The following is a 25,105-nucleotide window of genomic DNA, read 5'->3' on the forward strand; positions in this document are numbered from 1 at the left end:
TGGCCATTCCTTACTTGTTCAGATAGCCGTGTTCGGCCAGGAAGCTTTCGGTCAGGCCCGATGCATTGGGCTCAGCCGCCTTGTCGCCCATCAGCAGGCGTTCGAGGTAGCGCGCCAGCAGGTCCACTTCCAGATTCACCTGCCGCCCGGGGCGGTAGTCGACCATGATGGTTTCGGCCAGGGTGTGCGGGACGATGGTGAGCTCGAATTCGGCGCCATTGACCGAGTTGACCGTCAGGCTGGTGCCATCAACGGTGATCGAGCCCTTGAGCGCGATGTACTTGGCCAGCTCGCGCGGTGCGCGAATCCGGAACTGCACGGCGCGGGCGTTTTCTTCACGCGCCACCACTTCACCAACCCCATCGACGTGACCGCTGACCAGATGCCCGCCGAGCCGGCTGGTCGGCATCAGGGCCTTTTCCAGATTCACACGGCTACCGGTCTTGAGATCAACGAATGCAGTACGCGCCAGCGTCTCACGGCTGACATCGGCCCAGAAGCCGTTGCCCGGCAGCTCGACCGCGGTCAGGCAGACGCCGTTAACCGCGATGCTGTCGCCGAGCTTGACGTCGGCCAGGTCCAGCTTGCCGGTCTCTACCAGTACGCGAACGTCGCCGCCCTTTGGCGTCATCGCGCCAATGGTGCCGATGGATTCGATTATTCCTGTGAACATGCGGCCTCCCGTGGAAGGCTGTTGAAACGATGCATATGACGAACTCCTGTTTTGGATAAAACAGGGCGCTGCAGATCGATAGGGAGTGGACGCGCGCACGAAAGGCGCCCGTCGAGGCATCCCGCTCTCTCTCATCCGGACTATACCGTCGGCCCCGGAATCACACCGGGTCTGCTGACCTTGTCCAAGACAAGCGCTCGCGGGCTAGACGTGATCGAAAGCTACTGCGCCCGAAGCATGCTGCGTTGTAATCCTCCTCGAAATGCTCATTTACCGCAGTCTTGTTTACTGCCGTAAAGCTCGCCTTCTCGTCAAATCACGCCTTGCCTGCCCCGCGCTCGCTACGCTTTCAACATTTGTAGCTACGCCATTACCGCCGGTGGGGAATCTCACCCCGCCCTGAGAACGTGGGCCGCTTAAAGCCCGGCGCAGTTTTTACCACAGTTACGCCGGTTCTGCAGCTGACAAACAACTGTTTGACTTCCCGCTCGGCGAGCAAAGATTTTCAAATTCATCGCAACTAGCGTTGCGCTTGTTTGTCCATACGCATCGCAGCGGGCCACGCGCAGGCGCGCCAACTGCACCCATGCAATGCAGACGATCAGGAAGGAACGTCACGCCCGCATTCTTCGTACCGATACGCCGAGCCAGGATCCGCTCGCAGTTGCAGATCCATCGCGCAGACCAGGACACGATCAGGACGAACGCTCCGAACCTTCACATGTGCCACGAGGGATGGGTATGTCAGAGGTTACGGCTATGGAACCGTCGGCTGCGGCACGCGCTGCCGAAATCGACAGTAAGGGCTACACGGTCATTGAGCACTACATTTCACCCGAGCAACTCGAACTGGGCCGCGCTTTCATCCGAGAGCAGGCTGCCAGCCGTGGCGGTGAATATTTCGCCATTCACGGCATCGAAGCGCTGGGCGGCAGCCTCATCGCAGGCCTGGCACTCTCGCCTCCGCTCAAGGAGACGCTGGCGGAACTCTATCGACTTCAGACGGGGCGGGAGCCGGCCGCAACGGAGCAGGTCTTTCCTGTCATTCGCTGCCTGCAGGGGCGCACTGGACTCAAGCAGTCGCACTTCTACCACTTCGACGCCACCGCCGTTACTGCGCTGCTTCCGTTATATATCCCGACCGAGGGCGAGCACTGCGGCGATCTGATCATCTTCCCCAGCGTGCGCCGCGTGCGCTTCAACGCGTTGCGCAACGTCATCGAAAAGGCCGTGCTGCATAACACCGCCAGCCAGAAGCTGGTCGCTTTTGCGGTGCGCCGTGGCTGGCTCAAACCGATTCGCCTGAAGCTGGAGCCGGGCAACCTCTACCTGTTCTCGGGTTACCGAAGCCTGCATGCGAACGATGAATGCGATCCCTCCATGCTGCGCGCCACGGCGCTGTTCCACTTCGGCAATCCGCATCACGAAAGCCTGGTCGCACGGCGGCTTCTGGGAACCAACAAGCGAAAAGCCAAGCTCGACCACAACGGGCTGAAGCCGGTTAACTGAGGGTTCTGCGGAACGGCGCTGTTGATCAGACGGTTATAGAGCGGCTGATCAGACGCTCGGTACGGCGGTGATTTTCCAATCGTTGCCAACCGCCCGGATATCCTTGATTTGCAGCTCGCGCGCCTCGCTCATGCGATCCAGCGGCATATCGAGGAGCGGTCGCGCCGAGGAACCTAGGAACTTGGCGGCGACGAATAGCTGATATTCGTCAATCAGGCCCAGCGCGGCAAAGGCACCTGCCAAGCGTGGCCCTGCTTCGAGCAGGACCTCGTTGACATCGCGCTTGGCCAGTTCATGCAACAGACGAGGCAGATCGACACGACCAGTCTCACCGGCAAGTGCCAGCAGCTCATGACCCGTCGATTGATAACGGGCTGCCTGATCTTCGCTGCTGGCCACCACCAGTGCAGGTCCGGCCAGAAAGAACGGAGCCTCCAGCGGCACGCGAAGTCGTCCGTCGACCAGTACACGCAGCGGTTGTCGCTGTATCGCATGCGCGGACAATTCGTCATCCAACCGAAGCTCCGCGGCGCGCACAGTCAGCCGAGCGTTGTCCATCAACACCGTGTCGGCGCCGGTGAGCACCACGCTTGATTGAGCGCGCAGCCGCTGCACCTCGGCGCGTGCATCCGGCCCAGTGATCCACTGGCTTTCGCCGCTGGCCATCGCCGTACGGCCATCCAGGCTCATCGCCAACTTGGCACGCAGATAAGGCAGCCCCGTTTCCATGCGCTTGATGAAACCAGGGTTCAACGCGCGGGCCTCGCTTTCCAGCACGCCGCTCGCAACCTCGATGCCTGAGCTATGCAACAGCTTCAGTCCTCGACCTGCCACCTGGGGGTTTGGGTCCTGCATGGCTGCGACTACCCGGCCAACCCCCGCCTTGACCAACGCTTCGGCGCAGGGCGGTGTGCGGCCGTAGTGGCTGCAGGGTTCAAGGGTGACATAAGCGGTTGCGCCAGCGGCGCGCTCGCCAGCCTGGCGCAAGGCGTGCACCTCGGCATGCGGTTCGCCGGCACGCACGTGCCAGCCTTCGCCGATCAGTTCCCCGTCCTTGACGATGACGCAACCGACGCGCGGATTAGGGTGCGTCGAGTACAACCCCTTGCGCGCCAATTGCAGCGCGCGGGCCATCCAGGCGTGATCGTTGGAGGTCATTCGGTTTTTGCCGGCTCACGTGACAGACGTTCGATTTCCTCGCGGAACTCATTGAGGTCCTGAAAGCGGCGGTAGACCGAAGCGAAGCGGATATAGGCAACCTCGTCGAGCTTTTGCAGCTCGACCATCACCAGCTCGCCCAGCACGCGTGATTTGATCTCGCGCTCGCCGGTGGCACGCAGACGGTGCTTGATATGGGCGATGGCTTCTTCAAGACGTTCGACACTGACCGGACGTTTTTCCAGCGCGCGCTGCATGCCGGCACGCAGCTTTTCTTCGTCGAATGGCTGGCGACTGCCGTCCTGTTTGATCAGCCGTGGCATGACCAGTTCGGCGGTTTCGAAGGTGGTGAAACGCTCACCACAGGCGAGGCATTCACGGCGACGGCGCACCTGATCACCTTCGGCCACCAGGCGCGAGTCGATGACTTTGGTGTCATGTGCACCACAGAAGGGACAATGCATGGGCTAGGGCTGCCAAACGTCGGGAGAGCCATGGTAGCGCATCCCGACGGCAAGACAAATCGAGCCGATTGTTGCTATACAGGCGCGCATCCACGTCATGTTTTGGAGCCGTCCGTGCAGTTACGCCCCTTTGTTTTGCCTGCTTTACTGCTGGCTCTGGTTGGATGTTCGAGTGAGCAAACCCAGCGCCCTACCGCAGCGGTGACCTTCGAGGAGCCGCCACAGGCGAGCACCTTGATGCACGAACTGCACGGCAGCCTGATCGGCGTTCCCGTGAACAGCGAAGTCGAGCTGGCGCTGCTGGAGGTCAACCGCCGTGACCAGCCCGACCGCCTGCTGAGCAACGTGAAACTGCAGGGTCGGGGAACCGAACTGCCGTTCATTCTCAAGTTCAACGCCGAGAAATTCCCCAAGGGACGGGATGTGGAACTGCGCGGGCGAGTGACCCGCTCGGGACAACTGATCATGCGCCTGCCCGCCGTGGAGGTCGGCAGCTCGGCCAGCCAATCCCTCGGCCCGTTGCATCTGGTGCCCGCACCTTGACTCCGCCCGCTGCGCTGCAACAGGCGCTGGCCGAGCTGCTCGGTGATGCCTCGTTGAGCGTTGAGTCCTTGCCCGGCACCGACATCCGACTCTGGTTGATCGACGCGGCGAACATGGACCGCGCGTTCAGCCCCGAGGAAACCCGGCGGATTCTCGAAGAGCCGCCCTATTGGTGCTTCTGCTGGGCCAGCGGCCTGGTCCTGGCCCGCTGGCTGGCCGAGCGCCCGGAATGGGTGCGCGGCAAGCGCGTGCTGGATTTCGGCGCAGGGTCAGGGGTCGCGGCCATTGCCGCAGCAAAGGCCGGCGCTGCGGAGGTGGTCGCCTGTGATCTGGACCCGCTGGCCCTGGCGGCGTGCCGCGCCAACGCGGAGCTCAACGGCGTGCAGCTCAACTATTCGGATGACTTCTTCGCCGAGGCTGACCGCTACGACCTGATCATCGTCGCCGATGTGCTATACGACCGGGCCAACCTGCCCTTGCTGGATCAGTTTCTCCGTCGCGGCCAGGTGGCGCTGGTGGCCGATTCTCGCGTGCGGGATTTCCAGCACCCGCTGTATCAGCGCCTGGACATTCTTGACGCCTGTACCTGGCCCGACCTGGCCGAGCCAGCAGAGTTTCGCCGGGTCAGCCTCTACCACGCTCGTCGCGAAGCCGTGCCCATGGCGATGTGCTGAAACGAAACCCAGCAACCTGAGGCTCATGAGGAGGACAGATGCCGACCGAGCTACCACTGCGCCTGTTCTTCGCGCTGAAGTGCCCTTCCGACCTTGGCGAGGCCGTCTGCAACTGGCGTGACAGTCAAGAGATTGGAGGTCGCCCCGTCGCGCTGGCCAATCTGCACATGACCCTGGCGTTTCTCGGCAACCAGCCCGGAGCAGCCGTGGAGGGTTTGGAGCAGCTTGCGGCTAGCGTACGCGTCGACGTGTTCACGCTGCGGCTCGATCAGCTGCTGATGATCGGCAAGGATTTCGCCTGCCTGACGCCCAGCCACAGCCCCTCGCCACTGAATCAACTGGTTGAGCAGCTGCACGCGGCGCTGTCCACTCACGGCGTCGTGCTCGATGCACGGCCGTTCCTGCCGCACGTCACGCTGTCGCGCCGGGTTCAGGCCTTGCCCGACCTCCAGCCGCGACCATTCCAGTGGTCGGTAGATCGTTTTGGGCTGTACCGCTCCGACAGCACACCACGAGGGGTGCTTTACAGCGAACTGGCGCGCTGGTCACTGGCGAATCCTCGGCATTAACCGGGTATCCGCCGCGCCCTTGCTTCCGAATCGCCTCGCCCCCACTTAACATGCATGCCTACTTTCGCATGTGCCCATTCCGAGAATTCCAATGAGCCAGACTCCCTACATCTTTGACGTCACCAGCGCCAATTTCGAGCAACTGGTGCTGGAAAACTCCTTTCACAAGCCGGTGCTGGTGGACTTCTGGGCCGAGTGGTGCGCGCCCTGCAAAGCGCTGATGCCGCTGCTGGCGAAGATTACCGAGGAATACCAGGGCGAACTCGTGCTAGCCAAGGTCAACTGCGATATCGAGCAGGACGTGGTTGCGCGCTTCGGCGTCCGCAGCCTGCCTACCGTCGTGCTGTTCAAGGACGGTCAGCCGGTGGACGGTTTTGCCGGTGCCCAGCCGGAGTCGGCCATTCGCGCCATGCTCGAGCCACATGTGCAAGCGCCGGCCGCGCCGGAAGCTGATCTGCTGGAGAGCGCGCAGGCGCTGTTCGCCGAAGGCCGCATCAGCGAAGCGGAGAACCTGCTCAAGCAATTGCTGGCCGAAGACAACGAAAACGCGGCGGCACTGATTCTCTACGCACGCTGCCTGGCCGAGCGTGGCGAGCTTGGCGAAGCCGAACTGGTACTCGATGCGGTCAAGGGCGACGAGCACAAGCAGGCGCTTGCCGGCGCCCGCGCGCAGCTGACCTTTCTCCGCCAGGCCAATGATTTGCCCGAAGTGGCCGACCTCAAGAGCCGTCTGGCCCAGAACACCGAGGACGACGAAGCAGCCTATCAGCTCGCCATTCAGCAACTGGCCCGCCAGCAATATGAAGCGGCGCTGGAGGGTCTGTTGAAGCTGTTCGTGCGTAATCGCGGTTACGCCGAAGGGCTCGCGCACAAGACGCTACTGCAAGTGTTCGACTTGCTCGGCAGCGAGCATCCGCTGGTCACCACCTACCGGCGCAAGCTGTATCAGGCGCTTTATTGATATTCAGATGGATTGATGGGTATCGCTCCGTTCAACGCCATCTACGGCGTGCAGTGAACTGATCCGTAGGGTGGATGACGCTCTTTTCATCCACCTGTGACAACGCTCGGTGGATCGGTGAAGCGCGATCCACCCTACGAAGCCACTACAGGTCCGTGCACCCGTTGCGATTGAAGTGGACTCGCTGCCTTTGTAGGAGCGAGCTTGCTCGCGAACAGTGACCCGTCATCGTGTCCTGGACGCTCCGCGTCCCCTGCGCTGCGCTACACGCCCAGCAACCGGCACAGGCACAGGCACAGGCACAGGCCCATGCAATCGCGGGGCATGGACCCGGTCAAATCGGGCCAGAGATTTCCCCCGGCTCGTAGGCTGGATGTCATGTTTTACATCCACCGCAACCCCTCTTCGGTGGATCGATAAAGCGCGATCCACCCTACCGCCTCTCAGTCCAGCAACCGCAACAACTGCCCGCAATCCTGGGCATGCAGGTCAGTCAGTTCCGGCCAGAGGTTTTCCGGCAGATTGACCAATACACCGCGCGCGCCAGCCGCCTTGGCGCATTCCAGGTCGAAGCGGTAATCGCCGACCATCACCAATTCACTCGGTGAAACGTCCCACTTGCGTGCCAGATGCAACAGGCCGCCCGGATCGGGTTTCGGCGGTGCTTCATCGCGGCCGAGAATGTCTTCGCTCGCAAAACAGTCACCCAAGCCCACCGCCTGCAAGGTCACGAGCGCCAGCTCATGCGCGTTGCGAGTCAGCACACCGAGCGTGCAACCCCGTTCGCGCAGTGCGTGCAGCAGCTCTCGCGCACCCGGCGCCGGCGTGGCGGCATAAGCAAGCTCGCGTTCGTGCTCCAGCAGCCAAGCGCGTTTGCCCGCTGCTTCGTCGGACGGAAGCGCTGCGAGGTGATGCAGGATGTCGTCTTCCTGGGGAATAGCGAGCGCCCGCTTGATCGCAGGAAAGTCATGCACCGCAAGGGTCAGGGTGCCGTCCATGTCGAATACCCAGTACCGCGCGTCGGCCAGGCTCACTTCCAGTCCTCGCGCACGCGAATCAGGCCTTCCTGCGCCACCGAGGCAACCAGTTGCCCGGCGCGGTTGAAGATGCTTCCGCGCGCAAAACCACGCGCGTTGCCGGCCCAGGGGCTGTCCATGGAGTACAGCAGCCACTCATCGGCACGTACTTCGCGGTGGAACCAGATGGCATGGTCCAGGCTCGCAAGCTGGATGAATTTGCTCCACGAGCTGACACCGTGCGGCTGCAACGCCGTGCCGATGAAGCTGAAATCCGAGGCGTAGGCGACCAGATACTTGTGCAGCGCCGGGTTGTCCGGCAGCGAGCCATCGGCACGGAACCAGATGTGCCGGACCGGCTCGATCGGCAGCGGGTTGATCGGGTCCTGCAGCGTGACCGGGCGGATCTCGATGGGTTTTGGGCGACGCAGCTTTTCCGCCACCCGCGCCGGGACCAGTGGGGTCAGTTTGTGCAACAGCTCCCATTCGCTGAGCAGATCCTCGGGGCCGACCACGTCGGGCATCGGCAGCTGATGCTCAAAGCCGGTCTCATCCGCCTGGAACGAAGCGCTGCAGGTGAAGATGGTCTGCCCTTTCTGAATCGCGCTAACCCGGCGAGTGGTGAAACTGCCACCGTCACGCACCCGATCGACGTCGTAGACCACCGGCTGATGGGAATCCCCAGGGCGCAGGAAGTATCCGTGCATCGAATGCACGTGACGCTCCGGCGCCACCGTCTGGCTGGCGGCGGACAGCGCCTGGCCGACCACCTGGCCGCCGAACAGCTGCGGAAAGCCCAGGTCCTGGCTGTCGCCGCGGAACAGGTTTTCTTCAATTCGCTCCAGCGACAGCAGGTTGACCAGCGTGTCTAGGGTGTCGCTCATGGTGTAGTTCCTTTATGTATGCGAGGCACGAGGCAGGCGCGCAATGTTACGGATTCCTCCGTATCGGCTCCACTGGTTGCGCTTATCGGCGAATATCGGCCCAGTTCTTCTCAGTCATCCGATACAACACCTGAGGGCGTACTGGATGCCCCTCGGCGATGTTGGGATGATCGAAATCACCGGCCGGCTGTCGCTGCATACCCAGCGTTTCCATCAACGCCTGTGAGCGATCATTGAGCGCCGCGGTGTATGCCACAACCTCAGGCAGCTGCAGGCGGTCGAACCCGCACGCCAGCGAAGCCTCCGCCGCTTCGCGCGCGAACCCCTGCCCCCAGAATTCATGACCGAGCCGCCAGCCTATTTCCACGACGGGGCAGAAAGGCAGTTGCAGACGGGACCATGAAAGGCCCGCCAGACCGACAAAGCGCTCATCACTCTTGAGCTCGAGCGCCCAGAAGCCGAACCCGAACCTGGCGAAATGAAGCCGGCAGCGTGCCATCGCGGCCGCACAGTCATCGCGTGAGAGTAGCTCGGGGAAATAGCGCATCACCAACGGATCGGCACACAGCTCCGCCAGCGAATCGAGGTCCGAATCACGCCAGGCGCGAAGCAGAAGACGTGGGGTTTCCAATTCAATGCGTTCCATCGGTTCGCCCATGCTGTTTCCTTGAAGAATCAAATACCTGCTCTGCATACTGGTTGCCGAACTCGATGAGCGCCACCCGATGTCCCTGCCGCTGGTATTCCACGACGACTACAGCCCCCTCTTGCCACCGGGGCATCGCTTTCCGATGGAGAAGTTTCGCTTGCTGCGCGATCACCTCGTCGCATGCGGTTTGACCACCGACCAGGCATTGTTGCGCCCCGAGCTTTGTCCGACCGACGTGCTGGCCCTCGCACACGACCGCGATTATGTCGACCGTTACCGCAGCGGCGACATGAGCCGCGAGGAGTTGCGCCGTCTGGGCCTGCCCTGGAGCCCGCAACTGGCGCAGCGTACCGTGCGCGCAGTAGGCGGCTCGCTGCTGGCGGCAGACCTTGCCTTGCAGCACGGGCTGGCCTGTCACCTGGCCGGAGGCACTCACCATGCTCATCACGATCATGCCTCCGGATTCTGCATATTCAATGACCTGGCCATTATGGCCCTTTCGCTACTGGAGAAGGGCTGCGTGGGCCGCGTGCTGATCTTCGATTGCGACGTGCATCAGGGCGACGGCACAGCGCGCATTCTCGAGCACGTACCGGACGCCATCACCGTGTCACTGCATTGCGAAAAGAATTTCCCGACGCGCAAGGCCCGCAGCGATTGGGACATCGGTTTGACACCGGGCCTTGGCGATGCGGATTACCTGAAAGTCGTCGACAACGCGCTCAACTATCTGCTGCCGCTGTATCAGCCGGATCTGGTGATCTACGACGCCGGCGTCGACGTACACCGCGACGACGCGCTGGGTCTGCTCAAGCTCAGTGACGAAGGCCTGGCCATGCGTGACAGCGCAGTGATCGAGCACTGTCTGGGGCGAGACATTCCGGTGGTCGGCGTGATCGGCGGCGGCTACGACAAAGACCGCGCGCTGCTCGCCCGGCGCCATGCGCAACTGCACATCAGTGCCGCCAAGGCCTGGCAAAGACACGGTTTACGCTGACGTTGCTGGTCGCACCACAAGCCATACGGCGGATACAGTTGTGTCATCTACCGGCTGGATGAGCCTGCCCCACGCCCCACTCTGTCTGCCCTTGCTGCAAATTTCCCATCGCGAACAGCTAGAATGGCCGCCCCTGAATCACGGCCACGTTATCCATGCGCACCCCAGAATCCCGCGTCGCAATCATCGGCGGCGGCCCCGCCGGGCTGATGGCCGCTGAAGTGCTGAGCCAGGCGGGCGTTGCGGTCGACCTCTATGACGGCATGCCCTCGGTCGGTCGCAAGTTTCTGCTGGCGGGTGTCGGTGGCATGAACATTACCCATTCCGAAGCGTTCGAGCCGTTCCTGGCGCGTTACCGTGAACGTGCCACGGCGCTTCGCCCTCAGCTTGAATCGTTCACGCCCGAGCAGCTGCGCGAGTGGATTCACGGGCTTGGCATCGACACCTTTGTCGGCAGCTCAGGACGCGTTTTCCCCACCGACATGAAAGCCGCACCGCTGCTGCGGGCCTGGCTGCGCCGCCTGCGTGACGCCGGGGTGCGGATTCATACGCGGCATCGCTGGCTCGGCTGGCACGCTGACGGAACTCTCAAACTGATTAGCCCGGATGGCGATATCAGCGTCAGCGCCGACGCCGTGCTGCTCGCATTGGGCGGCGGCAGCTGGGCTCGGCTGGGCTCGGACGGCGCCTGGGTGGCGCTGCTGGAACAGCGCGGCATCGCGATCGCTGCGCTGCGCCCTGCCAACTGTGGTTTCGAAGTGCAAGGCTGGAGCCAATACCTGCAGGATAAATTCGCCGGCGCGCCGCTAAAAACCGTGAGCCTAGCGCTAGCCGGTGCAGCGCCACGCAGGGGTGAGTTCGTCGTTACGGCCAACGGCATCGAGGGTAGCCTGGTCTACGCGCTATCGGCCGAGATCCGCCAGGCAATCGAGCAGAACGGCCGCGCTACTGTCATGCTGGATCTGCTACCCGATCATTCACCGGACAAGATTGTTCGGGCACTGGCCAAGCCGCGCGGCTCGCAGTCCATGGCCAAATACCTCAAGCGCCAGCTAGGCCTCGACGGCGTCAAAGCCGGCTTGCTCAGGGAGCTGGCGCCTGCGGAGGCCTTCGATGACTCGCAGCGGCTGGCCAATGTAATCAAAGCGCTGCCGATTATCCTGCTGCGCGCCCGACCGCTGGACGAAGCCATCAGCAGCGCTGGCGGGGTGCCCTTTGAGGCGCTGGATGAACGGCTGATGCTGCACCAGTTACCTGGCGTGTTCTGCGCGGGTGAAATGCTCGACTGGGAGGCACCGACCGGCGGCTATCTGCTCACCGGCTGTTTCGCCAGCGGTCGTGCGGCGGCGGTGGGCATGCTTGGCTGGTTAGCGGATCGCTCGTCGAGCCGCTGAGTCGCACGCAACCACCAAGGCAACTCAGAGCTGCCTGAACAGCGCCACCGTGATAATCCCGGCAGCAATCGCCGGCAACGGTTTCTTGAGCCAGAGCATGGTCGCTGCCGTTACCAGAAAGGCCAACCGCGCGCCGTTGTCTCCGTTCACCGCCATCGGGGTCAGCAACGCCACCAGCACCGAGCCGGACATGGCGCTGATGAACTGCTCGGTTCGACGGTTGATGGGCACAAACGACATGGCAAATACGCCGCCCCAGCGCGTAGCCAGGGTCACCACTGCCATGATCAGAATGATGGTCAGCGCACCGGACCCTGCAGTTCCCAAGGTCACTTCGACTTCTCCATCCAGAGCGCGCCCAACAGACCGCCCGCGAGCGCCCCAACCACCACATGGCTGTTCGCCGGCAGATACCAGTACGCCAACATCGATGCGCAGCCGGCGATGATCCAGATAAAGAGCATCCGCAGGTCCTTCTTGCCACCGACGACCATCGCCAGCAGAAAGCAGCCCATGACCATGTCCAGGCCCAGGCTGACCGGGTCCTGGATGGCGCTGCCGAAATAGATACCGAGCCAGGTGCCCAACACCCAAAACGTCCAGAGCGCCAGCCCGCCGCCGAACAGGATGCCCAGCCCCGGCTTGCCGAGATTGAAGGCTTGCATGGACATGGCCCAGTTGGCATCCGAAACGACGAACATGACAGCGTAGCGCTTCACCGGTGGCAAATGCCGAAGATACGGATAAAGCGTTGCGCCCATCAGCAGGTGCCGCGCGTTGACGGCAAACACGGTCACTACCAGCGGAACGACCGGAACATGCGTACCCCACAATTCCAGCGACGCGAACTGCGACGCACCGGCAAACACCAGTGCGCTCATCAATAGGCTTGTATGGTCAGTCAAGCCCGTCTGCGTTGCGGCCAGGCCAAAGGCCAAGCCGAACACCACGACGAACAGCGAGATCGGCGTCAGCTGCTTGAATCCGGCCCATACGTCATCTCGGGTCAGGCGCTGAAGTTCCGCATCCGTGTTTGCCAAAGGACCCTCGCTGGCCTGCTTTGAGTTAGGTTAGAACGCGCCCGTCTCAGCGCGATGCCCAGCCCCAGCTGGGCGCTGTCGATATGACAGCGGGCGGGGCGACCGTTTCAACCCGCGCCGAAATTTCCCGATGACGCCGCCATGGGCGTCAGGCAAAGATCGGTCAGCGTTTTTTCGACGGCTTCGCCCCGCCCAGGCTCGGCACCTTGCGGATCGGTTTGGCGTTGGGTTTCTCGCTCTCATCAAACCAGTTGCCCAGATGAACGCGGCCTTTGCCAGCTGACTCTTTAGGCTTCTTCGGCTTTTTCGGTTTCTTGATGATCTGCCCGCCCGGCTGCGTAGTCGGCACTCGATGATCCGGGACGAAACCCGGCTCGTCATGCCGCGGCAGAACTTGCTGAATCAACGTCTCGATGGCTGCGAGCTGATCGACCTCGTCGGCGGCGACCAGCGATACCGCTTCGCCCGTGGCGCCCGCCCGGCCAGTCCGGCCGATACGGTGTACATAATCTTCAGCGACGATGGGCAAGTCGAAATTGACCACCTGTGGCAGGTCATGGATATCCAGGCCACGCGCGGCGACATCGGTGGCCACCAGCACTTGCACCTCGCCCGCTTTGAAGCGCTCCAGCGCCCGCAACCGCGACGCCTGCGGCTTGTCGCCGTGGATCGCGTCGCTGCTGATGCCCTGCGCCTGCAGCTCATCCACCAGTCGGTCGACGCCCTTGCGTGTCTTGACGAACACCAGCACCTGCCCCCAACGTTTTTCTGCCAGCAAGTGCAGGAACAGTTCGGACTTGCGCTTCCTGTCCACCGGCACCAGCCACTGCTTGACCGTCTTGGCGGCGGCGTTGCGCGGGCTGACCTCGATGGACAGCGGATCGCGCAATAGCTTCTGCGCCATCTGCCGAATCGCGTCGGAAAAGGTCGCGGAGAACAGCAGGGTCTGGCGCTTTTTCGGCAACGCGCTGAACAGCGCGTCCAGTTCTTCGGAAAAGCCGAGGTCGAGCATGCGGTCGGCCTCGTCCAGCACCAGCGCCTGCACCTGGCTGAACTTCACCGCATTCTGTCGATACAGATCCAACAACCGTCCCGGCGTGGCGACCAGCACGTCGATGCCCTTGCGCAAGGCCATCATCTGCGGATTGATGCTGACGCCGCCGTAGACCGCATAGGTCCGCAGCGGCAGGTCCTGGCCGTAGGTTCTGAAACTCTCGTGCACTTGCTCGGCCAGCTCACGGGTCGGCACGAGCACCAGCGCGCGGACCGAATTGCTCGCCACGTGCGGCCCTTCGTGCAGCAGCCGCTGCAGCAATGGCAAGGCGAAACCGGCGGTCTTGCCGGTGCCGGTCTGCGCAGCGGCCATCAGGTCGCGGCCCTTGAGCACAGCCGGAATCGCCTTGGCCTGGACCGGGGTCGGCTGGGTGTATTCAAGCGATTCGAGGGTGCGAAGCAGCTGATCGATCAGGCCCAAAGAGGCGAAGGTCATGACGGTAACCGGAAGGACGAAAAACAGGCTGCGCAGTTTACTCGAAAGGAAGCTGGAAGCTGAGCGTAGGGTGGATGTCGCTTTCTCCATCCACCGATGGCCGCCGAATGGAACATGCGGCGCCGGCAGCCCCAGGAGTGACGGACCAACAGCGCTATCGCAACAGCAGCTTGCCTTCGATCGGCACGTAACGCGATGCCGCGCGAATCAGCGAGTTGGCCGTCAAGCCCGGCGCGCCGTATGCCGTTGCTTCGGCGCCACCGGCACGCACGCGGTCCAGCAGCCGATCAAAGTCGCCATCGCCCGACGCCAATACCACCTCATCGACACGTCCAATCACGTCGAGCACATCGATGGTGATCCCGACGTCCCAGTCGCCCTTGGCCGAGCCGTCGCTGCGCTGGATGTAGGGTTTGAGCTTCACGGTGAAGCCGAGATTGCGCAGGATCTGCTGGAACTGCTGCTGCTTGGCATCCCCGCGATCAATGGCATAGGCATAGGCCTCGACGATCTCACCACGCTCGCTGACCTCGGCCCAGAGCGCCGCATAGTTGAAATGGCAGCCATTAGCCTGGCGCACCGTGTAATAGAGGTTCTGCACATCGGCAAACAGGGCGATTTTCTTCACGCGGCGACCCGAGCGGTGAAAGGCTGGCCAGTATGGACGGCAATACCGCACATGTCGTTGGTCGGTTGCTTGGGCTAAAGTGCGCGCCTGTACTTCCGAGAGTTACTCTGACCGCGATGAATGTTCTGTCCATCCTCCGTGACGCCTGGTTCTTTTATTCCCGCAACCTGGCGTCCATTGCGCGGCTCTGCCTGCCGTTGATCGTATTGGAGAGCTGCACCCGTCTGGTCGTTGACCATCTGTTCGGCAAGGACGCAATGCCCGCGCAGGAGTTGCTGGTCGGCTTGATTTTCTATCCGCTGTACATCGCCGCACTGATCCTGTTTCTCGACGCCCGTAGCCGCGGCCATGCACCGCCGCTGCGCGAAGTCCTGAAGCGCGCCCTGCCACTGTGGCCATCGATGGCTGTGCTGGCCGGGCTCGGCACCCTGCTGATCATGCTCGGCGCCGCGCTGTTCGTGCTGCCTGGGCTCTGGGTGATGGTCAAGATTGCCTTCGCTGAATACCTGTTGGTGCTGCGCGGCCTGACCCCGCTGGCGGCACTGAAGGAAAGTTTCCTGCAGACCCGGGGCCATTTCCTCTTGGTGTTCGGCTGCATCCTCGTGGTTCTGTTGCCGCTATGGGTGCTGGAAGCCTGGCTCGCCGCGCAATTCTGGGCCGGCGAAACACCGCCCGGGCTGCTAGCGGTGCTCGTCGACAGTGCCGTAGGACTGGTGCAACTGCTGGCGACCGTGGTGCTGTTTCGCTGCTTCATGATCTGCAGCCAGCCGGTCATCGGCCGCAACGAAGAAAGCTGACGGCGAGACGGCGAGCTACGATCCGACGGGCTAGGCTTGGTGGTCCATTCCTGTTCGGAGGGCTCCACCATGGCTGATCAGAACCCCAGCATCCTGTCCCACGTATCCCTGGGCAGCAACCGCTTCGACGAAGCCGCTGCCTTCTACGATCAGACTCTCGGCACGCTCGGCTGCAAGCGCATCATGACTCATCCGGGTGCGATCGCCTGGGGGCGTGATTATCCTGAGTTCTGGCTGCAAACGCCGATCGACGGCCAACCAGCCAGCATCGGCAACGGCACCCATATCGGCTTCTTCGCAGCGGACAAGGCCTCGGTCGATGCGTTTCATCGCGCCGCGCTGGCTGCTGGCGCCACTGATGGAGGTGCACCAGGGCCACGCGAGGAGTACGGCGAGCCCTACTACGGCTGCTTCGTATGCGACCTGGACGGCCACAAGGTCGAGGCCGCCTTTTGGGACATGGAACTGGCCCAACAGCTCTACGGCGACGCGCCGACCACCTAGCCTGCGCCGGGCGAACTCCGAACACCGGCTAGTCGTGGCAATAGCAGGTGCTCGAAGGTGCGCGGAAAGCAGCGCGCTACCAGCCGCGCACGCCAGTCCAGGTTGGACAACACCAGCAACCGTCGCCGTTTCAACGCGCCTTGATAGATGGATTCCGCCACGTCCTGCGGCGACGCCACGCGGCCCACCGTCAAAACCGGCTGGGGCGCAGTGGAGCCATCGCCAATCAGCACGTTCTTACGCAGATCCGTCGCAGTGTACCCCGGGCATACCAGCATCACGTTGACCGCGGTATCGGCCAGCTCGCTGCGCAGGGTTTCAAACAACCCATGCAGCGCATGCTTGCTGGCGTTGTAGGCACCGCGGTCTGGCACCGGCGCGTACTGCGACAGTGAGCTGAGCACGATGATCTGCCCTTCCCGCGCGATCAGGCTTGGCAGTGCGGCCTGGGTGCAATGCAATGCGCCATAGAAGTTGACCGCCATGATCCGCTCGAACACCGCCAGACTGGTCTCGGCAACGCGGCTGCGATGGGTAATGCCGGCGTTGTTGATCAGCACGTCGATACCGCCGAAGCGCTCCACCACCAGCGCAACAGCTTGCTGCACCGCCGCGGCATCCGACACATCGCAACGCAACCCCAGCGCGTCGGCGTTGTGATGGTCGAGCAGATGCTGCACCAGGCCATCGATGGCCTTCTGATCGAGATCGAAAATCACCACCCGCGCTCCTGCCTGGGCCATCCGCTCGGCCAGTGCGCGACCGATGCCGGCACAGCCGCCGGTGATCACCACCACCTTGCGATCGAACACCTTGCTGGTGAATACCTTGCGATACATAAACCTCTCCATCGAGTCATCCGCGTCACCGAACCCAATCAGCGCGGCCGCATTAGGCTCAGCATAGCCAGCCGGCTCTTGGTCCGCTTACGGCATTGTCGGGACGCAGTATCGCGTAGCAACCCGTGCGCCCCATTCTGGACAGCTGGACGCATGGCGGCCATGCTTTACCCAAGCGCTAACCACAAGGGGCAGTGAATTACCTTGAAGCCATCATTCTGGACGCCCTTGGCGGCGGCTCTGGCAGCGCCTTGCGTCGCCTCGGCCGAGACGCCACGAACCCTGACTGTCGGTTACTACGATTTCCCGCCGGCCATCTACAGCGATGCGCAAGGCCAACCGCAGGGGCCGGTCGTGGAACTCACCCGCCGCGTCCTCGAACATGCCGGATATCAGGCGCAGTTTCGTGGGTTACCGAGCGCACGCCTGTATGGAGCGTTGAAGAGCGGCAGCGTCGATCTGTGGCCGGGCGCGCCAGGCAAACCGGAACTGCAGGCCGATACTATCGAAGGTCGTCAAACCCTCGCGCAGATCAGCCTCAACCTCTATTACCGGCCAGACACCCCGCCCCCGAGCATCCCCGACAGCCTGCGCAAACACGGCGTCATCATTATCGGCGGCTACAACTACTGGCCACAGGTGACGCAGATGCTGCATGACCCGCAACTAGGGATTCGCCTGCATCGGACAGCCACCCACACCTCAGCGCTGGAGATGTTGAAGCACCGCCGCGCCGACTATCTTCTCGACTACCAGATTCCAGTAAACCAGGCGCTGAAACGCCTCGGCATGGAGGCGCTTCCCCATATCGAGCTGCATCAGGTCGCCATTCGCTTTATCGTGTCCCGCCACGCCAAGGACAGCCAGGCAGTAGTCGACTCGTTGGACCGGGCCTACGCCGAGATGTCGGCCGCCGGGGAGGACCTGAGCCTGCCGGAGTAGACGCAAGCAGCATGTGAGCGTTGACCGGGATCAGGAATGATCGGCCCGAAAGTCTTGCGGCCGAACCCTCAGGTCCCGCGCGGCTTGGCCCGTGCGGTGGGCTCCGCCACCAGCGGGTCGTCTGGCCAATAATGTTTCGGGTATCTGCCCTTCAGGTCTTTCTTCACCTCCAGGTAGGTGTTCGCCCAGAAGCTCGCAAGATCCTGCGTGACCTGCACCGGGCGGCGCGCGGGCGACAACAGGTGCAACTTCACCGGCTGGCGTCCACCCGCGATACGTGGCGTATCGGCCAACCCGAACAGCTCCTGCAGGCGCACCGCCAGTACCGGCGGCGATTCGCTGTAGTCGAGCCGTACTCGCGAGCCTGACGGAACGCCGATTGAAACCGGCGCCATTTCGTCGAGGCGCTGCGGCAAGGGCCATGACAGCAAGGTCGCGAGCATGGCTTTCAGATCCAGCTGGGCGAAGTGCGCCAGCCGCGAGACCTTGCCCAGATAGGGCAGCAGCCAGTCCTCCAACCGAGCCAGCAACGCATCATCGCTGACGTCTGGCCATGCACTGTCCGCACCGGCCGCCAGATCAAGCTGCCGGAGTAACGAAATGCGCGCCTGCCACTGACGCAGCTCCGGCGTCCACGGCAGCAGTTCCAGGCCCTTGCGACGGACCAGTCCGAGCAGCGCACGCGCACGCGCTTCGTCATCCAGCCCAGGAAGAGGCTCGCGACTGAGCACCAGCTCGCCGACCCGCCGCTGCCGCTCGGCCCGCAGTACGCCTTCGCGCTCGTCCCACTCCAGCTCGTCACGCACACTGACCTGCTCGGCCAGTTCATCATCGAACAGCGCAGGATCCAGCGCGGCGGCCCGGTAGATGCGCTCTTCGCGCTGGCCCTGACGGCTGCCCAGTTCGGCGATCACCAGCCAGGGTTCTTTCATCAGGGCATCCGGTTCACCGAACACCGCGGCACGACCGTTGGCCAGGCGGTATTCACCACTGCCTTCACGCCGCTGACGAGCAATCCGGTCGGGATAAGCGAACGCCAGCAGCGCGCCGTGCCAGCGATGATGGGTCGCATCCTCCGGAGCTGGACCTGTCGGGCCACGCAGAAGACCGCGAAATTGCCGTACAAGCTGTCGTACCCGCTGCGCGCCGGCATGCCGTCCGGCGCTACCGTCGAGCAGCCCGAGACGGATTGAAATATCCGCGCCGCCTCCGCCGCGCTGGATATCCCGCTCGACCAACAGCGCAGCGAGATCAGCCGCCAGCGGCGCGAGCCCCAACGCCTGACCGCGCAGCAACAGGTGGCCGATACGCGGATGCGCGGGCAACTCGGCCATGGCCTGCCCGTGGGCCGTCAACTTCCAGCCGCCGTGAGTATTACGGCTTAGCGCGCCGAGGCGCTGGAGCAGATCCTGTGCCTGCCGGTAAGCCGCAGCTGGCGGCACATCCAGCCAGGCGAGCTCATCCGGTTCGACACCCCAGCGCGCCAGCTGCAGCGCCACACCCGCCAGGTCGGCCTGAAGGATTTCCGCATCGCCATAGGCGGCGAGCTGAGCATGCTGGTCTTCGGACCAGAGACGATAACAAACGCCGGGTTCGAGGCGCCCGGCACGACCCGCGCGCTGCGTAGCGGAGGCTCGGGAAATCCGCCGTGTTTCCAGGCGGGTCATGCCGCTACCCGGGTCGAAGCGCGGCACTCGCGCCAGCCCGGCATCGACCACCACGCGCACGCCTTCGATGGTCAGGCTGGTCTCGGCGATGTTGGTCGCCAGCACCACCTTGCGCTTACCGGCGGGCGCCGGTTCGATGGCTGCGCGCTGAGCCATCAATTCCAGCTCACCGTGCAGCGGGCAGAGCAAGACATCGCGACGCCCCGACAACTGTTCGCTTAGCGTTTCGTTCACGCGGCGGATTTCGGCCTGCCCGGGAAGGAACACCAGCACGCTGCCGGATTCCTCATCCAGCGCCTGCAAGACGGTCTGCACCACTCGCGGTTCGATGCGCTCGCCGGCCTGAAACGGCCGTCCCCAGCGCTGAGTGACCGGGTACATGCGTCCTTCACTGCGCACCACTGGCGCATCGTCGAGCAGGCTCGACAGCCGGGCGCCTTCGAGAGTTGCGGACATCAACAAGAGCTTGAGCGGTTCATCGCGCAGCAACACACGTGCGTTGAGCGTCAGCGCCAAGGCCAGATCAGCATCCAGGCTACGCTCATGAAATTCGTCGAAGATCACCAGCCCGACGCCATCGAGCGTCGGATCGTCCTGCAAGCGGCGCGCAAGAATACCCTCGGTGACCACTTCGATACGGGTGTTCGGCCCGACCTTGCTTTCGAGTCGGATGCGATAACCGACGGTTTCACCGGCCTTCTCGCCCAGCTCGCTGGCCAGCCGCTCAGCCGCTGCGCGAGCCGCCAGACGTCGTGGTTCGAGCATCAGGATCGTCTGTCCGGCCAGCCACGGCTCGTCCAGCAGCGCCAGCGGCACACGAGTCGTCTTGCCGGCGCCGGGCGGCGCTTCGAGTACCGCTTCGTCGCGGGCTAGCAGAGCCTGGCGCAGCGCCGGCAGGGCTTCATCAATGGGTAGGGAAAGCATGGGGATTCCGGATTTGAGCGCGGCATTATAAAGGACGAAGTAACGCCGGCGGCGAGACGAAGGCGTCGTAGGGTGGGTGGCGCTCCTCCATCCACCAGAACCCCGCACGGTCGGTAGGTGAAGCATCATTCACCCTAGCGATTATCTGTGCGCCGAAAGCCAGGTTTGAACCTTCTAGGCGTCCTGCGCAGGCTCTGCACGGACGCCTGAACACTGAGGCGCAGAAGGCGGTCTGATGTCGAGAAAACATCACGCAGCCCATGTGCAGCCCTTGTATAGTTGCGCCACTTTTTCCGGAGGTCCCTATGCGTACTCGTTCCCGTGTCATCGGCGGCGTGCTGGCCGTCTCCCTGTTTGCTCAACTGACGGCTTGCGGCACGCTGTTCTACCCGGATCGCCGAGGCCAGATCGACGGCAAGATCGACCCGGCCATCGCGGTCGCCAATGCCGTGGGCCTGCTGTTCTACGTGATCCCCGGCCTGATCGCCTTTGGTATCGACTTCGCCACCGGCGCGATCTACCTGCCCGATGACAACTACTCCATGGCCCCGGAAAAACTGCAGGAAGCCATCGGCGCTGACGGCGTGATCGACCAAGCCAAACTCAAGGCCATCATCGAAACCGAAACCGGCCGCAGCCTGCCGCTGGATGATCCGCGCCTGATCCAGCACAACGGTAGCGTTGAGCAACTGGCTGCCTTTGGCCTCCGCCCGGCCGCCTGATGCAGCACACCCGCGAGCGTAAAGGCGTCAGCGCCGAACATGCCCGGCTAATGCGCCGGGCCACGCACCTGGCGTTGGCCGTCGCGCTGACGCTGGCCGCCAGCAAGGCGCTGGCCTGGTGGCTGAGTGGCTCGGTGAGCCTGCTGGCCGGCCTCACCGACTCACTGTTGGACGGTGCCGCCTCGCTGCTTAATCTGCTGGCGGTGCACTACTCGCTGCGCCCCGCGGACGATGATCATCGCTACGGTCACGGCAAGGCTGAAGCCTTGGCCGGGCTCGGTCAGGGCGCCTTCATTTCGGTCAGTGCCATCCTCGTCTGCGTTCAGGGTGTTGATCGCATGCTGCACCCCGAGCCGCTCGGCGCACCGACGCTGGGCATCGCAGTGATGCTGTTGTCGCTGGCGATGACCGTAGCGCTGCTGATGTATCAACGCCACGTAGTGCGCGAAACCGGCTCCACGGCAATCCGTGCCGACTCGCTGCATTACCGTTCCGACCTGCTGCTCAACAGCAGCATCCTCGTGGCGCTGGTGCTTGCCGGTTATGGCTGGGAACGGCTTGACGCGGTATTCGGCATCGCCATCGCCGTCTACATCTTCTGGAGCGCGCTGAGCATCGTGCGCGAAGCCGGCGCGGTGCTGATGGATACCGAACTGCCGCCTGAGATCAGCGAGGACATGCATCGGCTGGCCTGCAATGTACCCGGCGTGGCCGGTTGCCACGACCTGCGCACCCGCGTATCCGGCACCCGCTGGTTCGTGCAGATGCATCTGGAGCTGCCGGGTGAGTTGCCGTTGATCGAGGCGCATGCCTTGTGTGATCAGGTCGAGGCAGCGATTCACGCCCAGTACCCGCGCGCTGAGGTACTGGTGCATGCTGATCCGCTTGAGGTGGTCAGGTCGAAGGGGTGACGCGGCGTAAAGCGCAGTTTGTAGGATGGGTGCAACCCATCAGCCGTGCGCGATGGGCTTCGTCCATCCTACGTTCGGGCACGCCAGCAGGACGTGACTGCCGATCTAATCGATATCGGGTATTACATCAGCCACCAAACAAAACCCCAAAACGAAAAAAACCACGCCTGGGCGTGGTCTCTTCGATTCGTTGAGCCGATGATAACGGCTTCTTCTCGCGGCGCCTCGTGAGCGTCGGGGGCCCGGACCGTTGACCTTGGTAAGGCGTTCGGAGGTCACGGCGGGGGTCGCGTGCCGTGCCCTTTCTGCCGGGGGCGGAAGTTGGATAAAGCTTACGCCCCGCGTGACGCTAGATGCTTGCGAAGATTGCTCGAATACCGCGCTCTTGCGCAATCCATACGTAACAAACCATCATCCGGCGCAACAAGACCACGCGAGCCAACAAAAATGAGCAAACTCGATCGATACGACCTGCGCATCCTTGCCGAATTGCAGCATGACGCCCGCATCTCAAATCAGGATCTGGCCGAGCGTATAGGCCTGTCACCGTCGCCGTGTTCGCGGCGGGTCAAACAGCTTGAGGACGACGGCTACATCGCCCGTCAGGTCGCGCTACTCGACCGCAAGAAGCTCGGCCTGACCCTGACCGCCTACGTACTGATTGGCATGGACCGACACACGCCGGAGCGCTTCGAACACTTCGAAGGGATGATCGGGAAATGCCCGGAAGTGCTCGAATGCAGCCTGGTCACCGGGATGGATGCCGATTACCAACTCAAGGTGGTGGTGCCGGACATGGACCACTATCAGGCCTTCCTGCTGGGCACGCTGACTCGCATCGAAGGTGTGACCAGCGTGCGGTCGAGCTTTGTTCTGCGGCAGGTTTCATCCAGTACTGAGCTGCCACTGGAGCATTTGCGAGGATGAGACCCTTTGGCGCGTCGGGCGTCATCGATAGCCGACTTGGCGTATACTCGCCGCCGCCTTGCTATGCCCCCGCGCGCCACATTCGAACAAGCGCCTCGCTCGCTGATAACAGGTCCGCCCGCTGTCATAGCTGTTGTCGTCTGCATTCAGACTTAGCCAAGCGGAGAAATTGATGGAGCCGGAAGTTTTCGAAAAATGGATGATGATCGTCCTGGTCGGCGGACTGATGGCCTTCATGGCCTTCATCATCTGGGACCTGGCGAAGAAATCCAAAGCTGGCCGCCTCGGCACGGCGATTTTGTTCCTGGGCCTTGGCCTGTGCCTGTTTGCCTTTCTGGCCAAGCCAGTCATTGGCTACATCATCGAAGTGACGCAGGGCATCCCGCACTGATCGTGCTGGCGGGCGGGCGCGTCACAAGCGCGCCGGCACCTCCCGCCACTCGCCCGGCTGCAGACCGTCCAGCGACCAGGGCCCGATCCTGACCCGCACCAGCCGCAGCGTTGGCAGACCGACCGCTGCGGTCATCCTGCGCACCTGACGGTTGCGCCCTTCACGGATCACCAGCTCCAGCCAGCTGGTCGGCACGCTTTTGCGAAAGCGCACCGGCGGGGTACGCGGCCACAGCTGCGGCTCATCGAGCGAACGGGCCTCGGCCGGCAGCGTCATACCGTCGTTAAGCTCGACACCCTCGCGCAGCCGCTGCAGCTGTTCAGTACTGACTTCGCCTTCCACCTGCACCCAGTAGGTCTTCGCCAGCTTGTGCTTGGGATCGGCAATGCGCGCCTGCAGCTGCCCGTCGTTGGTCAGCAGCAGCAGGCCTTCGCTGTCACGATCCAGACGCCCGGCCGGATACACGCCCGGAACCGGTACGAAGTCCTTCAGGGTGGCCCGACCATCGGCATCGTTGAACTGCGTGAGTACGTCGAAGGGTTTGTTCAGCAGCAACAGACGCGGCTCGGCTGGCGGCGCCTTGGCGACTCGGCGGGGCATGGTACGCGCTGCGGTGGTGCGCGGCGGACGGGGGCGAGAGGGACGCGACATGGAGACTTCCTGAGCGGGCCGGCCATGCTAGGGCGCCGAACCAAACCCCGCAAGCAACTGCCCTTGATTGTGGCGGATAGACCACTCGCCTGCGCCGAAATCGCTTCACAGCAAGCGTGCAGCAACTAGAGGTCGAGTGCCGCGCTCGGCCCGTAGCATCAGCCCGTTGGTGAACAGATTCCCCGATGTTGTCGATAGGCCGATACATCGACCGATTGCTGCGACGTCAACCTGACTCGTCCGTCGTCGGCAACTGGCTGCTGCTCTTGGCGGTCTGACGCAGTAAGCTCCCTAGGTCGGCCGCGTACGGCGTGCCAATCCGAACAGACAAGAGGTCTTTGCATGAACGACGTGGTTTTCATCACGGGTGCAACATCCGGCTTCGGCCGGGCCACTGCCCGCCGCTTTGCCGAGGCCGGCTGGGCGCTGGTCCTGACCGGGCGCCGCCAGGAGCGGCTCGAAGCGCTGAAGCAAGAACTGTCGGCCAAGGTGCCGGTGCACATCGCCACGCTCGACGTACGTGACGCCGAAGCGGTGAAGCAGGTGGTTGCCGAGCTGCCCGCAGGCTTCCGCGAGGTCAAAGCATTGATCAACAACGCAGGCCTGGCGCTCGCCCCGGAGCCCGCGCAGAAAGTTGGTCTGAACGATTGGCACACCATGATCGACACCAACGTGACCGGCCTGGTCAACGTTACTCATGCCCTCCTGCCGCGCCTGATCGAGACGGGCAAGGGCGCGAGCATCATCAGCATCGGCTCGGTCGCCGGCCACTGGCCCTACCCGGGCGGTCACGTTTACGGTGCCACCAAGGCATTCGTCGAGCAGTTCAGCTACAACCTGCGCTGCGACCTGCTGGGCACGGGCGTTCGGGTCACTGACATCGCCCCCGGCATGGCCGAGACCGAGTTCACCCTGGTCCGCACCAAAGGCAACCAGGAAGCGTCCGACAAGCTCTACCGCGGCACCACTCCGCTGACCGCCGAGGACATCGCGGAGCAGATCTACTACGTCGCGACCCTGCCGGACCACATCAACATCAACCGCCTCGAAGTGATGCCCACCCGGCAGGCGTGGTCGCCGTTCAACATCGATCGGGACCAGTAAAGTCGGCATTGAGGGATGCATGAGCTTCGCCTCCAGGCTAAGTGCCTCATAACGGCGAACGCATGCGCCCTACCCTTC

At 63.1% G+C, this 25,105-nt stretch carries 28 protein-coding genes; 15 read left to right on the top strand and 13 right to left on the bottom strand.

The window, feature by feature from the left end; translation table 11 throughout:
• Nucleotides 1–10: 10 nt before the first annotated feature.
• Nucleotides 11–673 (bottom strand): riboflavin synthase, encoded by a 663-nt coding sequence (locus BUE09_RS01345; RefSeq protein ID WP_073298922.1) that lies wholly within the window; start codon nucleotides 671–673, stop codon nucleotides 11–13.
• A 759-nt stretch (nucleotides 674–1,432) separates the two neighbouring features.
• Between BUE09_RS01345 and BUE09_RS01350 the strand changes: the two genes are divergently transcribed.
• Nucleotides 1,433–2,182: a hypothetical protein gene (locus BUE09_RS01350; protein WP_083380790.1), complete on the top strand. Its 750-nt coding sequence runs from the start codon at nucleotides 1,433–1,435 to the stop codon at nucleotides 2,180–2,182.
• 48 nt (nucleotides 2,183–2,230) lie between these two features.
• Here BUE09_RS01350 and ribD read toward each other — a convergent pair whose 3' ends face one another.
• The gene (ribD, locus tag BUE09_RS01355) at nucleotides 2,231–3,340 is read right to left on the bottom strand and encodes a bifunctional diaminohydroxyphosphoribosylaminopyrimidine deaminase/5-amino-6-(5-phosphoribosylamino)uracil reductase RibD (RefSeq protein WP_073298924.1); all 1,110 of its coding nucleotides are present in this window, start codon (nucleotides 3,338–3,340) and stop codon (nucleotides 2,231–2,233) included.
• Nucleotides 3,337–3,804 carry a transcriptional regulator NrdR gene (gene nrdR / locus BUE09_RS01360; protein ID WP_045424280.1) on the bottom strand — a complete coding sequence of 156 codons (468 nt, stop codon included), beginning with the start codon at nucleotides 3,802–3,804 and terminating at the stop codon, nucleotides 3,337–3,339. The genes ribD and nrdR overlap by 4 nt, the downstream gene beginning before the upstream one ends.
• 114 nt (nucleotides 3,805–3,918) lie before the next feature.
• On the opposite strand from nrdR, the gene BUE09_RS01365 reads away from it, so the two are divergent.
• The 4 genes from BUE09_RS01365 (at nucleotide 3,919) to trxA (ending at nucleotide 6,551) form a co-directional block, all read left to right on the top strand.
• Complete coding sequence (locus BUE09_RS01365) at nucleotides 3,919–4,347, top strand: YbaY family lipoprotein (RefSeq protein WP_073298925.1); 429 nt, start codon at nucleotides 3,919–3,921, stop codon at nucleotides 4,345–4,347.
• On the top strand, nucleotides 4,344–5,021 hold the full coding sequence (locus BUE09_RS01370) for a class I SAM-dependent methyltransferase (protein WP_073298926.1): 678 nt from the start codon (nucleotides 4,344–4,346) through the stop codon (nucleotides 5,019–5,021). The genes BUE09_RS01365 and BUE09_RS01370 overlap by 4 nt, the downstream gene beginning before the upstream one ends.
• Nucleotides 5,022–5,059: 38 nt before the next feature.
• A complete protein-coding gene (gene thpR / locus BUE09_RS01375) occupies nucleotides 5,060–5,590 on the top strand; it encodes an RNA 2',3'-cyclic phosphodiesterase (RefSeq protein ID WP_073298927.1) in 531 nt (176 codons plus the stop codon).
• Nucleotides 5,591–5,681: 91 nt separating this feature from the next.
• Nucleotides 5,682–6,551 (top strand): thioredoxin, encoded by an 870-nt coding sequence (gene trxA, locus BUE09_RS01380; RefSeq protein WP_073298928.1) that lies wholly within the window; start codon nucleotides 5,682–5,684, stop codon nucleotides 6,549–6,551.
• Nucleotides 6,552–6,994: 443 nt separating this feature from the next.
• Here trxA and BUE09_RS01385 read toward each other — a convergent pair whose 3' ends face one another.
• The 3 genes from BUE09_RS01385 to BUE09_RS01395 form a co-directional block, all read right to left on the bottom strand.
• A complete protein-coding gene (locus tag BUE09_RS01385; protein WP_303622663.1) occupies nucleotides 6,995–7,549 on the bottom strand; it encodes an HAD family hydrolase in 555 nt (184 codons plus the stop codon).
• 32 nt (nucleotides 7,550–7,581) lie between these two features.
• Entirely contained in the window at nucleotides 7,582–8,451 is an 870-nt protein-coding gene (tesB, locus tag BUE09_RS01390; protein ID WP_073298930.1) for an acyl-CoA thioesterase II, read from the bottom strand.
• Nucleotides 8,452–8,533: 82 nt separating this feature from the next.
• Nucleotides 8,534–9,109 (bottom strand): GNAT family N-acetyltransferase, encoded by a 576-nt coding sequence (locus BUE09_RS01395; RefSeq protein WP_143164607.1) that lies wholly within the window; start codon nucleotides 9,107–9,109, stop codon nucleotides 8,534–8,536.
• Nucleotides 9,110–9,176: 67 nt separating this feature from the next.
• Between BUE09_RS01395 and BUE09_RS01400 the strand changes: the two genes are divergently transcribed.
• Nucleotides 9,177–10,097 carry a histone deacetylase family protein gene (locus BUE09_RS01400; RefSeq protein ID WP_073298931.1) on the top strand — a complete coding sequence of 307 codons (921 nt, stop codon included), beginning with the start codon at nucleotides 9,177–9,179 and terminating at the stop codon, nucleotides 10,095–10,097.
• A 155-nt stretch (nucleotides 10,098–10,252) separates the two neighbouring features.
• Nucleotides 10,253–11,491, top strand: coding sequence for a TIGR03862 family flavoprotein (locus tag BUE09_RS01405; RefSeq protein ID WP_073298932.1), 1,239 nt, complete (start codon nucleotides 10,253–10,255; stop codon nucleotides 11,489–11,491).
• A 24-nt stretch (nucleotides 11,492–11,515) separates the two neighbouring features.
• Here BUE09_RS01405 and BUE09_RS01410 read toward each other — a convergent pair whose 3' ends face one another.
• The 4 genes from BUE09_RS01410 to BUE09_RS01425 form a co-directional block, all read right to left on the bottom strand.
• Entirely contained in the window at nucleotides 11,516–11,824 is a 309-nt protein-coding gene (locus tag BUE09_RS01410; protein ID WP_073298933.1) for an AzlD family protein, read from the bottom strand.
• A complete protein-coding gene (locus BUE09_RS01415) occupies nucleotides 11,821–12,531 on the bottom strand; it encodes an AzlC family ABC transporter permease (RefSeq protein ID WP_073298934.1) in 711 nt (236 codons plus the stop codon). The genes BUE09_RS01410 and BUE09_RS01415 overlap by 4 nt, the downstream gene beginning before the upstream one ends.
• Nucleotides 12,532–12,694: 163 nt before the next feature.
• Complete coding sequence (gene rhlE1, locus BUE09_RS01420; protein ID WP_073299463.1) at nucleotides 12,695–14,020, bottom strand: RNA helicase RhlE1; 1,326 nt, start codon at nucleotides 14,018–14,020, stop codon at nucleotides 12,695–12,697.
• Between the two features lie 154 nt (nucleotides 14,021–14,174).
• Nucleotides 14,175–14,648: an NYN domain-containing protein gene (locus BUE09_RS01425; RefSeq protein ID WP_073298935.1), complete on the bottom strand. Its 474-nt coding sequence runs from the start codon at nucleotides 14,646–14,648 to the stop codon at nucleotides 14,175–14,177.
• Nucleotides 14,649–14,764: 116 nt separating this feature from the next.
• Between BUE09_RS01425 and BUE09_RS01430 the strand changes: the two genes are divergently transcribed.
• Nucleotides 14,765–15,445: a YciC family protein gene (locus tag BUE09_RS01430; protein ID WP_073298936.1), complete on the top strand. Its 681-nt coding sequence runs from the start codon at nucleotides 14,765–14,767 to the stop codon at nucleotides 15,443–15,445.
• Between the two features lie 69 nt (nucleotides 15,446–15,514).
• Nucleotides 15,515–15,949 (top strand): VOC family protein, encoded by a 435-nt coding sequence (locus BUE09_RS01435; protein WP_073298937.1) that lies wholly within the window; start codon nucleotides 15,515–15,517, stop codon nucleotides 15,947–15,949.
• On the opposite strand, the gene BUE09_RS01440 is transcribed toward BUE09_RS01435, so the two are convergent.
• A complete protein-coding gene (locus tag BUE09_RS01440; protein ID WP_073298938.1) occupies nucleotides 15,946–16,788 on the bottom strand; it encodes an SDR family oxidoreductase in 843 nt (280 codons plus the stop codon). The genes BUE09_RS01435 and BUE09_RS01440 overlap by 4 nt on opposite strands.
• 204 nt (nucleotides 16,789–16,992) lie before the next feature.
• Between BUE09_RS01440 and BUE09_RS01445 the strand changes: the two genes are divergently transcribed.
• Nucleotides 16,993–17,730: a substrate-binding periplasmic protein gene (locus tag BUE09_RS01445; protein WP_417776921.1), complete on the top strand. Its 738-nt coding sequence runs from the start codon at nucleotides 16,993–16,995 to the stop codon at nucleotides 17,728–17,730.
• Between the two features lie 68 nt (nucleotides 17,731–17,798).
• Here BUE09_RS01445 and hrpB read toward each other — a convergent pair whose 3' ends face one another.
• Nucleotides 17,799–20,321: an ATP-dependent helicase HrpB gene (gene hrpB / locus BUE09_RS01450; protein ID WP_073298940.1), complete on the bottom strand. Its 2,523-nt coding sequence runs from the start codon at nucleotides 20,319–20,321 to the stop codon at nucleotides 17,799–17,801.
• A 305-nt stretch (nucleotides 20,322–20,626) separates the two neighbouring features.
• Here hrpB and BUE09_RS01455 point away from each other — a divergent pair, with 305 nt between their 5' ends.
• From BUE09_RS01455 to BUE09_RS01470, 4 genes are all read left to right on the top strand, one after another.
• Nucleotides 20,627–21,043, top strand: coding sequence for a polyribonucleotide nucleotidyltransferase (locus tag BUE09_RS01455; protein ID WP_073298941.1), 417 nt, complete (start codon nucleotides 20,627–20,629; stop codon nucleotides 21,041–21,043).
• Nucleotides 21,043–21,954 carry a cation diffusion facilitator family transporter gene (locus tag BUE09_RS01460; protein WP_073298942.1) on the top strand — a complete coding sequence of 304 codons (912 nt, stop codon included), beginning with the start codon at nucleotides 21,043–21,045 and terminating at the stop codon, nucleotides 21,952–21,954. Before BUE09_RS01455 ends, BUE09_RS01460 begins: the two co-directional genes overlap by 1 nt.
• Nucleotides 21,955–22,401: 447 nt before the next feature.
• The gene (locus BUE09_RS01465; RefSeq protein ID WP_019340274.1) at nucleotides 22,402–22,881 is read left to right on the top strand and encodes an Lrp/AsnC family transcriptional regulator; all 480 of its coding nucleotides are present in this window, start codon (nucleotides 22,402–22,404) and stop codon (nucleotides 22,879–22,881) included.
• Nucleotides 22,882–23,053: 172 nt separating this feature from the next.
• Nucleotides 23,054–23,272: a DUF2788 domain-containing protein gene (locus BUE09_RS01470; RefSeq protein WP_003283042.1), complete on the top strand. Its 219-nt coding sequence runs from the start codon at nucleotides 23,054–23,056 to the stop codon at nucleotides 23,270–23,272.
• A gap of 21 nt (nucleotides 23,273–23,293) precedes the next feature.
• Here the strand turns inward: BUE09_RS01470 and BUE09_RS01475 are convergent, their stop codons facing one another.
• On the bottom strand, nucleotides 23,294–23,923 hold the full coding sequence (locus tag BUE09_RS01475; RefSeq protein WP_073298943.1) for a pseudouridine synthase: 630 nt from the start codon (nucleotides 23,921–23,923) through the stop codon (nucleotides 23,294–23,296).
• Nucleotides 23,924–24,265: 342 nt separating this feature from the next.
• Here BUE09_RS01475 and BUE09_RS01480 point away from each other — a divergent pair, with 342 nt between their 5' ends.
• Nucleotides 24,266–25,027 (top strand): SDR family oxidoreductase, encoded by a 762-nt coding sequence (locus BUE09_RS01480; RefSeq protein WP_073298944.1) that lies wholly within the window; start codon nucleotides 24,266–24,268, stop codon nucleotides 25,025–25,027.
• The last annotated feature ends 78 nt before the right edge of the window (nucleotides 25,028–25,105 follow it).

This window comes from Stutzerimonas xanthomarina DSM 18231 (genome assembly GCF_900129835.1).
GTDB classification, from domain to species: domain Bacteria; phylum Pseudomonadota; class Gammaproteobacteria; order Pseudomonadales; family Pseudomonadaceae; genus Stutzerimonas; species Stutzerimonas xanthomarina.